The organism is Burkholderia sp. AW33-5 (genome assembly GCF_053427615.1).
In genome coordinates, this window is record NZ_JBSAXA010000003.1 from 31,927 (window position 1) to 45,038 (window position 13,112).

The following is a 13,112-nucleotide window of genomic DNA, read 5'->3' on the forward strand; positions in this document are numbered from 1 at the left end:
GACGATGATCGACCGACGCCAGTTCATGAGCGCCGCGCTCGCGGCCGCCGCCGGCCTCCGGTGGCACGCGGCCGACGCGGCCGCGACCGCCGATCTCGATCCGCGTCAGGCCGGCCGGATCCGTGCGTCGCGCGACGATGCGGCGATTCGCGCGGCAGGCAACTATCGCTGGGTACGCGACGGCGCGTTCACGGTTGCGATTTCGCCGCACGCACCGCCGGTGTCGACCTATGCGACCGACGCGCGCACGGTCGTGGGCGCCGATCCCGACTATGCGCAGCTCGTCGCGGACGCGCTCGGCCGCACGCTGGTGCTGGTGCCGATCGCGTGGGCCGACTGGCCGCTCGGGCTCACGTCGGGCAAGTACGACGCCGTGATCTCGAACGTCGGCGTGACCGAGAAGCGCAAGGAGAAATACGATTTCACGACCTATCGGCTCGGGCTGCACGGCTTCTACGTGCGCACCGCGAGCCCGATCGCAAAGATTGCCGAGCCGAAGGACGTCGCGGGCCTGCGCGTCATCACGGGTGCGGGCACGAGCCAGGAGCGCATCCTGCTCGAATGGAGCCGACGCAACGTCGCGCAAGGGCTGAAGGCGACCGAACTGCTCTATTTCGACGACGATGCGGCAGCCCGCGTCGCGTTGCTGTCGGGCCGCGCCGACGCCGAGCTGAACCCGAACGCGTCGCTGGCTTACGAGGCCGCGCGCGACGGCAGGATTCGTCGGGTCGGCGTCGTCAACGCGGGCTGGCCGGCGAATGCGGATGTCGCGATCGCGACGCGTCGCGGCAGCGGGCTCGCGCCGGCGCTGACGCTCGCGACGAACGCGCTGATCGGCAACGGCCGCTACGGGCAGGCGCTGGCGCGCTGGGGGTTGCAAAGCGAGGCGGTCGCGCGCGCGGAGACGAATCCGCCGGGGTTGCCGTCGTTTTGACGGTGCGGCGTCATGGCGGGCACGCCATGCGGTGCCGAACCTGTCACGGACAACGTTGCGCCCGGCCAGTTTCACGTCCGTCGTCGCCACCTGATTGCCGTTCACATGCAATTGATCACCGGGATGCATTCTCAGATGCCCCGGCAGAAAGCAGAAGCTGATCGACCAGTTCGAGCTTCAACGGCTTGTCTGCGTCGAGCTTCTTCTTCTCGATCACGACCTTCCAGTCATCGCCGCTTCCAGGGTTGCGGTAGAACGCAACGATCGCGACATACTTCGTGTCGGCCTGTATCGGCTGCGAGAGGCTCGCGGCCGCGCCCGGATTCAGGACCGTCGCCATGTTGGCCTGCAGATCCTGCACAAGCATTGTCCGATCGTTCTTCAGCAGGTCGTTGTAGGACGCGCCATCGAACATCTTGCGGTCCTTCAATTGATACACGCGCACCGCAACCGACGTCGGGCGGCCGGCGTCGTCCGGATTCAACGCCTCGCGTGCCGACAAATCGATGTTGAGCACCTTGACCTGCTTGAAGAAGACAGTGCGGTAGGCGCTCGACGAGGCATCGGAGACGGTTTGCCATGCGCCGCATGCCGACAGCAGCAGAACGGATGCAAGGGTCGAAACGGCGAAGCGGATAGTCATGGTCTTCTCTGGTCAAACATGTTGTGTCAGGTGTGGATTGGTCCCGGGCGCAGGAAACGCTTCATAGACGCCGAGCGCGATGTTGATCACGCGCTCTTCGTCGGCGGGCAGCACGGTCGTCCATCCGAGGCGCGGCGCCAGATCGGCATGTGCCGGACCGATCGTCGGTTGCGGCGCATGACGCGACGACAATTCCATGCGCAGGTGCACGTCGGCCTTGACGCCAACATACAACTGCACGAACGCCATCAACTCACGATGCAGCCACGCGCCAGGCAGGAGATCGCGGGCCCGCTGCACATCCGCCGGCCGCAGCGTCACACGCACCCCGCGACTGCGATAGGCCATCCGTTTGCCCAGCACGTAGCCGCCGCCGAGGCCCCGGCGCCTGCCCTCTTCCGATGAACCGGCAAACTGGCCGGCCGACGTCAGCGGCTGCGCTTGTCCGACGCGCATAGCCACTGGAAAGAACTCGTCGACGCGCACCTCGATACCGGGTACGGCCAGTGCGATGACGCCGGTCAGACCTTCGGGCGTGCGCGTGTGCTGGATCAGCAGCCCCAGCAGCGAGAGCAATCGCGAATCCGGCAGGCCGGCGCGCCGCGGCTTGTCGCCCCACCCGAAGCCGGCCAGGCACAGCAGGTTGCGCGAATGCGCGTCGCTGCCGCCCGGGCGGAAGCTTTCCGGGTAGCGGTATTTCTTCCACGCGCGGTACAGCAGCGTGACGTAGCGGTGATTGAACTGGTCAAGAAACGCTTCGACGACCTCATGCCCCTCCTCGCGCAACACGATCTCGTCGATCATGTGCGGCGGCATCGCCGCGTCGACACCATACAGGCCCATGAACGTCGTGCGTACGGTCGGCGGCGCATCGGGACGCTCGTCGTCAAACTCTACCGCCGAGATTTCTCCCGCCGGAAAGCCGACGCGCGGCCGCGGCCGGAAGCGCACGCGCTCATGCTCGGCCGTGTCCTGCGTGCCCAAGCCCGGCAAGTCAGGCACCCGCACCTCGAGCAGCCTGCAAAGCTGCATGAAGTTAATGCGTGGCGCGCGGGCCAGCAGCGACGCGACCAGCGGCTCGAGATTCGGCAATGCGTCCCCCAAGGGGACTTCCTGCGGGGCGTGCGGCTTCATAGCGGTGCCCGTTGCGCCTTGCTGCGCGGCCAAACGGTCCGGGCCTGCGACGGCAGGCTGATGATCGACAGCTTCGTGAACAGGTTGATCTCCGCGTATTGTGCAAAGAAGCGATGCAGCAACTCGCCGAACAGCATCACGTCACCCTCGCCCGCGAACGCATGCGAATCGAGCGTCACCTCGATCAGTACGCCGCGCTCGACCGAGCCGCCGGTTACTTCCTCGAGCAATTCCTGCGAAACCCACAGAATGCCCGCCAGCCGCCGGCGGTTCAGCTCATCGTCGGTCCAGTCATACAGCGCGAGCGCCCCGCGCAGCACTTCCGCGTTCATCATCGACAGAAAATTCGGCGCAAGATGCGACAGCACGCGCCACTGGAAGCGGTCCTCCGTCGGCGGATACAGCGGCAGCGTCGGCGACACGAGATTGCGCACGCCCGCGACGTTCGGCGTGCTGGCCGCGAGCTCGTTGAGACTGGCTTCACGCAGCCCCTTGCGCGGCAACAGGCCATTCGTTCCCGTCACGCGCAGCGACAGGCTTTCTTCCGGCAGCGTGTCCATCGTCTCCCACGCGTGTCCGCCGAGAATCACCCAGGTTTCATGCAGCCCCGACACCCCCGGTCGCACGCGCGTGTGGAAATAGCGCTCCGGCGCCTCGTGTCGCAGCATGCCGCCGCGGTGCCGGAACGTCGCGAACGGCACATATTCGTAGCGTTCGGCCGAGTCGTGGTCGAACGTCGCGATCGCGTCGACCGAATAGGTTTCGACGTGCTCGCCTTGATGGCCGGCCGGCACCACGCGATATTCGGTTTCGTGATGGTCGATCTCGATCGGCTCCGCATCCAGTTCGAACAGGTTGATCACGGGCGAGCAGAACAGTCGCACGTTCTCCGCGGTGAAGCGCTGGTCCGACGGATAGGCATGCGTCAGTACGATCTCCAGCTCGAAGCGGGTCGAACTTTCGGGCAGCTTCGCGATGTCCAGTCCGCACAGGTCGACGAACAGAAATTTCTCGCGGAACGTGAAGTATTCGAGCAGCATCTGATAGCCGGAAAAGGCCGCATCGGCCTTGGGCCACAACCGCTCTTCGGCCGAGAAACCGGCCGGCTCGATCGTCACGCCGGCGAGCGGCACCGCTTCGCCGTCGCGGACTTCCGGAATGCGCCACTGGATCGCATCGACCTGCCGCGTGAGCGCGAGATGCATCGCGAACGCGGTCGGCAGATCCGCATTCAGGTGCAGGCGCAGCCGCGACAAATCCGTTTCCTTGCGAAGTGCCGAGCCGTCCAGCGCAAAGCCAAGCCGGATCACCGACCGTCCGTCGTAACGGACGAACGGTCCGGCGTGCGTAATGGCGACCGGTTGTAGCGCGACAGCCTGCGTGGTTCGGTACAGGCACTGCACGGTTCTCGGTGCCGTGCCCTCGGCACCGGGTGCAAGCGGCACGGCAATCGGCGCGGCACGCACCGGCACGCCGGCCGGCACCACCTCGGTCTTCTGAAGCTTTTCCGCGAGCGGGATCAGTTCGACCACCGACAGCGACGGAATCATCCGCAGATAATGCGGCCAGAGCAGGCTCACGAGCCCTTCGGTGAGTTCCGGCAGTTCGTCGTCGAGCTTCTGCCGAAGCCGACCGGTCAGGAATGCAAAGCCTTCGAAAAGCCGCTCGACATAGGGGTCGCGATCGCCGACGCGATCGAGGTTGAGCAGGCGTGCGCGATCGGGATGCGCCTTCGCGAATTCCTTGCCGGACTCGCGCAGATAGCGCATTTCCGCTTCGTAGTAGCGCAGGATCGGGTCGTCGTTTTGCATTGATCTTCGTTCTTATGAGAGGGTCAGGGCGCGCGCCGGGTCCAGCACGGTCAGTTCCGCCTGCAGTTCGCCGATGCGGCGCGCAAGTGCCGGTTTGTCGGCGTCCTTGCGGTTGCTCATCGCTTTCAATGCACGAACGAGCTGTTGCTTGACCTCGAACACGAGCGCCGGCTCCCAGCGCATCAGCGGCAGCGCCCGGGATGACGTATCGAGCTCGGCAAGCAGCGCGAGCGCCGTGTCAGGACGGCCGGCATGATCGGCAACGCGCGCCATCACGAGCCGTTGCAGATAGCGGTGGCGTTCGGTCTTCATGCCCGGCAGCGCTTCGAGCCACGCGAATGCGGCCTCGACGCCTTCACGCGCGGTCGCGTCGCGCGCCTGCGCCTCGATTTCCGGCCAGTCGCCGGTGGCATCGCCCTCGCTGTCGGCCGATACGGGCAGCGGGACGACGGCCTCACCCGCTTCGAGGTCTCGCACAACCGCGTGCCGCGCGATCCATTCGAGCGTCGTGTCGTCAGCGAACGGCGTGCCGTCGTTGAACGCCAGCCGCTCGATGCCCGGCAAGCGTTCGAGGAACAGCGCGAAGTCCGCGCGCAGCAGTTCGCGCCATGTGCTGTACGGCGCACCGACGTGGTCGAGTGCGACATGCTGGAAGTACTGCAGGTCGAACCACAGGTGATTGACGCCTTCCATGAACGCGCCTTCGACGCGTTCGAGCAGTTCGTGCCACTGCTTCTGCAGCACAAGCCGTTTCATCTGCTGCCTCAGTTCGCCACGTGGTGATACGAGCCGCGTATGCGATGCTGCGTCCGCCGGCGGCACCTCGTGCAGCGTGTCCCAGCGGATGCTGCGTACGAGCCGCACCGACGGCAGGTAGCCGTTCTCCTGGCTGCGCAGCCACACCGCCATCGTGCGCGCCTGATCCAGCAAATCGCGTGTCGACGCTATCGCGCCGGACGTCGTCGACGCGGTTGTGGTTGTCGACGCAACCGTCTCGGTTTCCATGCTGCGCGGCGCTTTGCCATTGCGCTCGAAACGAGAGACGAGCGGCTGCAGGTTCGGGCGCGCTGCGTCTGGCCACGCGCCGGTGATGGCGACCAGCACATCGAGCGCGGCGAGCGCCCGCTCGAGATCGGCGGGCGCGAACTCGCCGCGACTTTCCAGCAGCTCGAGCACGCGCGCGGTGGCCAGCATTTCGAGCGCGCCCTTCTTTGCCTCGGCGCGCGCGGGCAGCACCGCTTCTCCGAACCGGTCGACGAGCGCGGCCGCCAGCTCGAGTCCGTCCGCGAAACCGGCGGGGCCGTCCTGCCGCAACCGCGCAAACGCGTGGTAGCCCGCCAGACGCAGATCCTTGCCGGTTTCCTTGAGCAGCTGTTCGCAGGATCGGACGATCAGTCCGTCATCGATACCGGAAAGCTTTTGCGTTTCTTCCCGAAGCGCGAAGAATACGTCCTCGTAGCCGGGATCGCGGCCGACCCCGCCCTCGCCGGCAAGCGGCTGCAACCATGCACTCCATGTGTCGAGCCGTGCACGCACGAGTTGCTCGGCGTCGTCGCGCGCCGGAAAGAGGCTCTTGAACAGTCCACCCAGCATTATTCGACCTCCGAAAACGTACCACGCGGCAAGGGCACCGCGGCGTGTTTCGCCGCCGCGATCATCGATGCCGGTAACGGCGGTGGATTGCTGGACGAAAGCTTCGGCCCCGATTTTGTCGAGCCTGTCACGAAGATTCGCTTCGGTAGCGTGAAGTTGCGCAACTGCAGCACGTCCAGCGGCCCCGCGCCCGTCTCGCTGCGTAGCTGCACCCTGAGCGGAATGCCTTGACTCGTATCCGGCGTCCAGGTCAGCAGATAGCGCGCGCCGTCCTGCTGCGACACCTTCGCACGCTCCAGCAGCCGGATCAGGCCGAATCGGCCCTGCGAATCCAGCGCGGTACGCAAGCCGCCCTGCTCGGTCTGCCATTCGATGTGCGACAGGTTTTCCAGCGACTGGCCCGGCCACTCGAACGGCGTCCACTCCTGCTTCTGGTTGAAGTAGTGCAATTCGCGTCCGGACAGCACGAACCGCATGTCGGTGACGCCCGGTGTCGGCACCGCCTGCAACTCATAGCGCACGCGCGCGTCGCCGGACGGGAACAGCACCGTCGAGATTCGCGTGAGCTTGTTCAGGCTGGCGAGGAAGCCCGGATCGATCGTCAGCGCGCCGTGGTCGGCGCCCTGCGCGGCCACCCACCGGTCGCCCTGCCGCTCGATGACGCCGGCCAGCTGCGTCATGACGAACTGCGTGATCACGCCGTTGTCCGGGCGCATGAAGCGCGCCATTTCGGGTAACGACGCATCGTTGTCGGAGTCGGCGAACGGATAGCGGCCGCCGAATGCCCTGTTCCAGTCGGCCAGGATCGCGGTGCGCCAGATCTCGTTCAGGCTCGCGGCGGCCGGCTGCACGACGACCTGCCACGACTGATCGAACGGCGCGCGGAACAGTTCGCCGAACCCCGACCACTGCTCGCCCAGGCTGGCGGCCAACCGGCTTGCGTAGTCGCGGCTGTCGGCGATGTCGGATGTCTTGCCCTGCAGCACCGACTGCGCAGCCAGACGCGCCATCGCGTCCGGATCGGCACCGGAAACGATCTGCGACGCCTTGAGCCGCATCGCAGTGACCCGCTCGAGGTAGCGCGCGAGACTCAGGTCTCCGGTCGCGGCGAGCTGCGCGGCGGCTTTGCCGTTGCCTGGCGAACCTGACATAAGATCACTGCCGGTCAGGCGCAAGATCGGGCCGAAAACCGTGGCAAGCGGCGCAAGCTGCGGCTGAGCCTGCTTCGACGGGTCCTTCTCGCTGCCGCCGACAAGTTGCTGCGCCTTGTTGATCAGGTTGTCGGCCAGCGACTGCGCATTCGCGCCCGTGCCGGCCTGGTAGACGACTGCGTTCATCAGCGCGACGAGCGGCGAGCGTTGCGGGTCGCCCAACAGCGTCAGCTGGTCGGCCGTGGCCGACAGCGTTGCGGCGGGTTGCCAGCGCAGGCCGTTGAGGAACAGCGCCCAGGCGCGCGCGTAGTCGTCGAAGTAACGCTGGCGCAGGTCGGTTTTCAAGGTCGACGGGGTGGCCTGGGTAGTCTTGACGTCGGATAACACCCAGTCGCCCGCAGCGTTTTGCCGCTCGCTCGCTTCGTCGATCGCCTTCGCGATCCGTTCGTCCCACGCGGCGCGCGTGAACACGCCCGGGACCGTCGCCGTCGTGTTGAACAGGCCGCGGCTGGTCGTATCGCCTAGCAGTGTCGCGAGCGACACGGGCGGATATTTGGCCTTCGCGTCGTCGAGGATCTGCTGGTACACAGCGTCGGTCGAGTTCTGGATGCCGCGCACGCCAATGACCGTCTGGCGGGTCGAAGCAACGAGGCCGAGATCCGGGGTGATTGCCGGCAATCCACCGCGGCCCAAATGGTCAGCGAAGAAGGCAATCGTGTGCTGGCGCAGGTCTTCCCAGGCGCCCGACGATAGCGGCGAGTTGCCAGGTCGCACGGGAGCCGCCGTTGCAGCGAGCTGCGGTGTCAGGAATGACGCGACAGCGCGTTCGGGCTTCGCGAGCATCAGGTAGGCCTTCAGCGTGTCGTAGGCGGCCTGTACTTGCGCATTCCCGCCGCTGGCGATCTCAGCGTCCGACAGGGACGCGAGCTGATGCAGGCGTTCCTCGAGCTTCTGACGGATCGGTGCAACGAGGATGCGGCTCGCCACGTCGGCGTAGCGGGGCCACAGTGCGTCGAGCAGCGCGCCGTCGCGGTTCAGGCCGAAACGGGTCAGCCAGGGGGCGCCGTCGCGCCGATGGACTTCGAGCGTGTCGATCTGCTTGTCGAGACGGTCCAGCGTCAACATCGCCTGGGTGCGATCCTGCGTTCCCGACAGCTTCGTGAGCGTGTCCCCGGCTGCCTGAATCGTCGCACGGTTCGTGAAGCCCGACACCATCGTACCGACGATCCACATACCGATCAGAGTCGTGGTGAGCCACGCGGCCATCGTCGACAGCGAGAAGCCGACCCGGCGGCCGTGGATCTTGCGACTGTGCTCGGCGACCATCTGCCAGATCGTTCGATGTTGCGGGCCGAGCGGCAACTCGTCGTCTTCCGGGGCGCCGGATGCCGGAGGTGCCAGTTCCCGCGCCTTGAACAACGGTGCGAACAGGACGCCATGAACCGCGTGCCGCCAGACGCGGGACTGGGCGGTTTGCAGCACCAATCTCGACAACGCGACGCGCATATCCGAAATATGCCGCGACAGCTCGGCGGGATAGCGGTCACCCGCATCCTTCGTCAAACGCACGACGCCCACGTCCGCGAGGTTGTAGGCGAGGTCGCCCAACGAAGCGTCGATCTCGTCGGCCTTGATGCACGCGTTCACCCACGTGAAGCCGATCGCTTCGTCGGGACTCGACGTTTCGTCGCCGAAATCCGTGACGTTGAGCAGATATGCGGGCGCGGCCCAATGCAGTGCGCGTGCGTGACGGGCGAGCCGCTGCGAGAGGTTGTCGGCGTCGAACGGCGCATGGGCCGTGCTGCGGTTACGCGTCACCGCGACGATCGCGTCGACCGGGCGGCGACGGCGCAGGCGGCGGATCTGGTCGAGCCATTCTGCGTCGAGCGTGTTGCTCGTTTGTTTCGCGTAGAGCAGGACGGTGTCGCCTGTGATCGCGTAGCCGGCGTCGGCGAGGCCTGGTGCCAGGCGCTTGACGAGCGGTTCGTCGCCGGCAACCAGCACCCAGCGATCCCGGTAGCGCCAGCGCCAGCCGTGACGGTCGCGCAGGTTATTACGCAGCATAGCAGCTCCGTCAACTTGTCCCGGTGATTCATCCGGATCGTATTGGTCGACGGACGTGGCGCGCTTGCTGGCGCCATATCGAGCAAACCAACGAGCAGCTCTCAGCGAGGCAATCCAAAGCAGCGCACCCTCTAAGTACTTGACCAGCAGTATCACCACCAGCAAGACCGAAAACAGGGAAAGCTCGGCGATGATCCGGGTATCGCGAGACCACCCGTAACGAGTCCCCTTCACCCATACCGCAATACCGAGCGCAAGGAAGATAATGACAACCGCGATGCCAATAAAGAGGCCTGCCCGTAAGGTTTTGTTATCGTTCTTGTTGTCGTTCATGTCTGCTTTCTGCACATAAGGGCGATGAGTCCCTCGTCTTCGCCACACAGCACCAATTGCGGGTCACCGGTGGTCTGCGCGTTCTCTGCGGCAAGGACCACGGCCAACCACGCCCCCGCGCCCGAACAGTCACCCACCGATGACTCAAGCGCAATCCATCGAGTCTCGTTCGGAAATGATGCGGCTTGCCGAACGGCACTCCCTTTGTCGCCAGTCAGACCATGCGCCCAAACCGTGCGCATACGATCGCACGAGGACCGGCCCCAACGGGCGGCAAGCTCGATAGTCCGGGCAGCAGCATCAAAAGCACCTTTGGCAGGGCGATGCAGCCATAGCCCGACCGGCATGGCCGACGACGTAACGCGTGGGTGCCCAACGAGCAGCGCAACACCCGCTTCGGCAACGCCGTCCGATAAGACGGCACTAATCGCATCGCGAAGCTCAACGGCGATCATCAGATGGGCTATGTTGACGTCTCGCTTGTCATGCCACGCGTCTGTCCGGAAGAGCGGAATCGTGTGCTCACCCGGCACGATGCCCACCTTCAACACGGCCACGCGTTTCGAAAGCACTTCCCGTAGCTGGACCTCGACAGCCTCGGATTTCAACCGGGATCGATGATGCAGTTCGATTTGAAGCTTCGTTTGCGGCGGAAGCCTCTGGAGCTGTGGCAGGAGACGGTCGATCAAGCGTTCGAGCAGCCACGTACAAACGGCGTGATGCCGGATGTGTTCAGCGAGTTCGTTGCCCGGCTGAAAATGCATCTCAGGAATGTCGAGCCAACGTGCATTGATTTCAGTATCCGCGACTGCGCCGCTTGGCCGAAGCTTCGCCGGTTCAGTTCCAGTCAGTATTCCTTCGAGCGAGTTTTCCGAATCGTCTGCGGCGAAACACCAGGCATGGCCCAGTATCGCGAGCGGCCTGCCTGCAACAGCGTGACACCGCTGCTCCGCCTCATCGCTGATGCGGTTAAACGCAATCGCCTGATTGCGACGGACATAGCCATACCCGAGCCAAGCACACAGCAGAAATGCCCACGCCATAAACGGGTAGCCCGCGAGACAGAACCCAAACCATAGTGTGTTCGTCGGCGCGCCCGCAGGCCAGAGCATGATCGCCAGCGCTGCCCCCGCGCCCATCATGAGTACGAGCAGGCTCGTCCAGACGAGCATCGACGGCTGCGGCGCGGACGGTACCGCGACTCGCGGCGGCACGCGATTGAAATCGACGGGCATCGCTTACCGAACCTGCGCCCCGGCGGAAGAAGCCACGAGGACCGCCCCACACCGCGTGTGATCGCCATCGCGCGACAGCGGCGTGGTGCCATCCTTCATCCTGCCGCTGCCTTCGACGATTTCATTGTCGCCGTGAATCGGGCACGACACTTTGTCACCGACACGGGCGGCCCGACGCCCCTTCACCTTGATGCGATCCGAGCCGGTCAGGATCTTGCCGCCGTGGCTCGTTGCGTCACCTTCATATACGAGATTTTTCATTGGGTGTTTTCCCGCGTGAATTGATGAGGTGCCAAGATGGCATTTTTAGGAGCGTAGAATTCCCCTTCACTCGGGTTTCTGACAATATGCCAAATGAGATGTCCATCACTTATCTTCATAACTGCCTTTCCATTCTTTGCACCAAAGAAAGAAGAAAAAATTACGTTTGCCGATTTTGCGGTGCCATCGATAACTCCGTCAATATTTGGGTTTGTTGCATCGTCACAGTCCATTTTTCTGCCGTTTTGCGCCACCGCACAATACTGCCCTTGAAGATTTTTACCCTGCTGCTTTATTTCAATTGAAAAAGTCATCGTGTCCGGAGAGTTATTCCAGCCCCACTCACCAACAAAGAAATCAGTAGAAGACGCACATCCGCAGGCCGAAGTCACAGAGAATATGCACCCCAAAATTAGGCCCCTCAATCTATTCATGGCGTTGACCCATTGAAATTTAGGTATCGATCTCCTCTTTTTGCCCACCCACATATCCGCCTGCTTCTTGCGGATACAGTGATGCCCCGTGAAGATTCGTCAATTGCTCCCACCGCTCTCCGTTCTTCGTCTCGATCCTCTCGATGCCAACGTTGGCCCCCGCGGGCAGAATGCCTATATGTGTGCCATTCGGTGTCTTGCGAGCGCGCAGCCCCTGCTGCGCCAGAATCGGAACCTGCCAGCTTCGGCCCGGATTTGGAGCTGCCGCCGTCCGCGCATGCAACAACGCCTCAGAGCACCGTACACCTTAAGCAAATATTTCACAGAAAATTAAGACTCGACGATTCAATTACCTGTGGAGCACGCATTCACATCTTCACAACGAATCCAGCGCTCGATAATATTTCCGTCCTTCTGACGATATCTTGACGGCACAAATCCCTTCGACAAGCCAGATTCATTCACCAATACTGAATCATCTTGCACAAGGTAGGCTCTAGTAACTTTTGATTTATCGGGCATTACATATAGATATGCCTTCTTTGAAATCACTGTACGTCCGACCCAGGCCCCCGGCTCAACTGGTGCTACATGGATAGGCGCGCCATTCCGGTTGCTAGTCAGGATCTTCTTCAGCTTAGCGGCGTCTTCGGCGTCTCCATCTCTCTGTAATTTGACAAGTAATTTGGAATAAACACTTCTGTTACCTGCACTTGGTGGATCGCACGCAAGCAGATTGTCAAATGTGGTACCTTCCGCCAGATATGCCAGTATTGGTGGCTGTGAAATTTGGTATCCATTTTTGTGTTTCGATGAATAAGCGGCGTAGATGTCGGCTGCATTAGGTGGATTATTGAAGATCGGCTCAATGTTAATGGACCACTGGTGAGGCGATTGCCACTCTCCACCACAGAGCGCATCTTGCGCCACATGCACAACGCAACCATCCTTCATGCGTACGAAGGCACATAGATACTCGGAATGCACCGACACACCGCTGGAATCAGCGAGCTCTCCTTCGGCAGAAAAATTCACGACCGAGTATTGTTTGTCTGGAGACAGACTGTTCGTGCCGGGCTCGTAAAATCTCAATCCCTCATCGAAAGGGTAAAACGTCGTTCCATCTGGCCGCTTAAAGCGAAGCGATCGGTAGGTGTCGTGCCCGCGATTGGTATACTCTAAAATACTTGCTTCACTCGACACATATACCTGGGCCTGAACGCAAGCAGACAGTACTATGAAGAACAAAAATAGGGATCTACGAATCATTTGAAGTTCTACAGCATCCCGCGAAGTTGGTTCGAATCGAATTCAATTAATTCTCCTTCAAGCAAGATCGTTCTTGAGTGACGAATACCTTGCGGGCGCCACACTGACACCGCCAACCCTTGCCATCTCTCTTGTCGGGCCATAAATTTCCAATATTTCAGATTCGTAAGCCGCATGATTATTCCTCCAAGCGCTCGGGTCTTTATAAACCAACGGGAGACGCGAGAAGAAGGTATTCAAGGCCTTGCCA

Annotated in this window: 10 protein-coding genes; 1 reads left to right on the forward strand and 9 read right to left on the reverse strand. The window is 62.8% G+C overall.

All coding sequences use genetic code 11. From position 1 onward, the window contains the following. The first annotated feature begins 4 nt into the window (after nucleotides 1-4). Complete coding sequence (locus tag ACV22V_RS06860; RefSeq protein ID WP_448013331.1) at nucleotides 5-934, forward strand: ABC transporter substrate-binding protein; 930 nt, start codon at nucleotides 5-7, stop codon at nucleotides 932-934. A gap of 115 nt (nucleotides 935-1,049) precedes the next feature. On the opposite strand, the gene tssJ is transcribed toward ACV22V_RS06860, so the two are convergent. The 9 genes from tssJ to ACV22V_RS06905 form a co-directional block, all read right to left on the reverse strand. Beyond that, on the reverse strand, nucleotides 1,050-1,577 hold the full coding sequence (tssJ, locus tag ACV22V_RS06865) for a type VI secretion system lipoprotein TssJ (RefSeq protein WP_448013332.1): 528 nt from the start codon (nucleotides 1,575-1,577) through the stop codon (nucleotides 1,050-1,052). A gap of 12 nt (nucleotides 1,578-1,589) precedes the next feature. Next, nucleotides 1,590-2,711: a type VI secretion system baseplate subunit TssG gene (tssG, locus tag ACV22V_RS06870; RefSeq protein WP_448013333.1), complete on the reverse strand. Its 1,122-nt coding sequence runs from the start codon at nucleotides 2,709-2,711 to the stop codon at nucleotides 1,590-1,592. Continuing rightward, nucleotides 2,708-4,522, reverse strand: a complete 1,815-nt coding sequence (gene tssF, locus ACV22V_RS06875) for a type VI secretion system baseplate subunit TssF (protein ID WP_448013334.1) — start codon at nucleotides 4,520-4,522, stop codon at nucleotides 2,708-2,710. Before tssF ends, tssG begins: the two co-directional genes overlap by 4 nt. A 12-nt stretch (nucleotides 4,523-4,534) precedes the next feature. Beyond that, nucleotides 4,535-6,115: a type VI secretion system protein TssA gene (tssA, locus tag ACV22V_RS06880; protein WP_448013335.1), complete on the reverse strand. Its 1,581-nt coding sequence runs from the start codon at nucleotides 6,113-6,115 to the stop codon at nucleotides 4,535-4,537. After that, on the reverse strand, nucleotides 6,115-9,663 hold the full coding sequence (locus tag ACV22V_RS06885) for an ImcF-related family protein (RefSeq protein ID WP_448013336.1): 3,549 nt from the start codon (nucleotides 9,661-9,663) through the stop codon (nucleotides 6,115-6,117). The genes tssA and ACV22V_RS06885 overlap by 1 nt, the downstream gene beginning before the upstream one ends. Continuing rightward, nucleotides 9,660-10,898, reverse strand: coding sequence for a hypothetical protein (locus ACV22V_RS06890; RefSeq protein WP_448013337.1), 1,239 nt, complete (start codon nucleotides 10,896-10,898; stop codon nucleotides 9,660-9,662). The genes ACV22V_RS06885 and ACV22V_RS06890 overlap by 4 nt, the downstream gene beginning before the upstream one ends. Nucleotides 10,899-10,901: 3 nt before the next feature. Next, a complete protein-coding gene (locus ACV22V_RS06895) occupies nucleotides 10,902-11,159 on the reverse strand; it encodes a PAAR domain-containing protein (RefSeq protein ID WP_448013338.1) in 258 nt (85 codons plus the stop codon). Then, the gene (locus ACV22V_RS06900; protein WP_448013339.1) at nucleotides 11,156-11,551 is read right to left on the reverse strand and encodes a hypothetical protein; all 396 of its coding nucleotides are present in this window, start codon (nucleotides 11,549-11,551) and stop codon (nucleotides 11,156-11,158) included. The genes ACV22V_RS06895 and ACV22V_RS06900 overlap by 4 nt, the downstream gene beginning before the upstream one ends. A gap of 387 nt (nucleotides 11,552-11,938) precedes the next feature. After that, nucleotides 11,939-12,628, reverse strand: coding sequence for a hypothetical protein (locus ACV22V_RS06905; RefSeq protein ID WP_448013340.1), 690 nt, complete (start codon nucleotides 12,626-12,628; stop codon nucleotides 11,939-11,941). Nucleotides 12,629-13,112 lie beyond the last annotated feature (484 nt).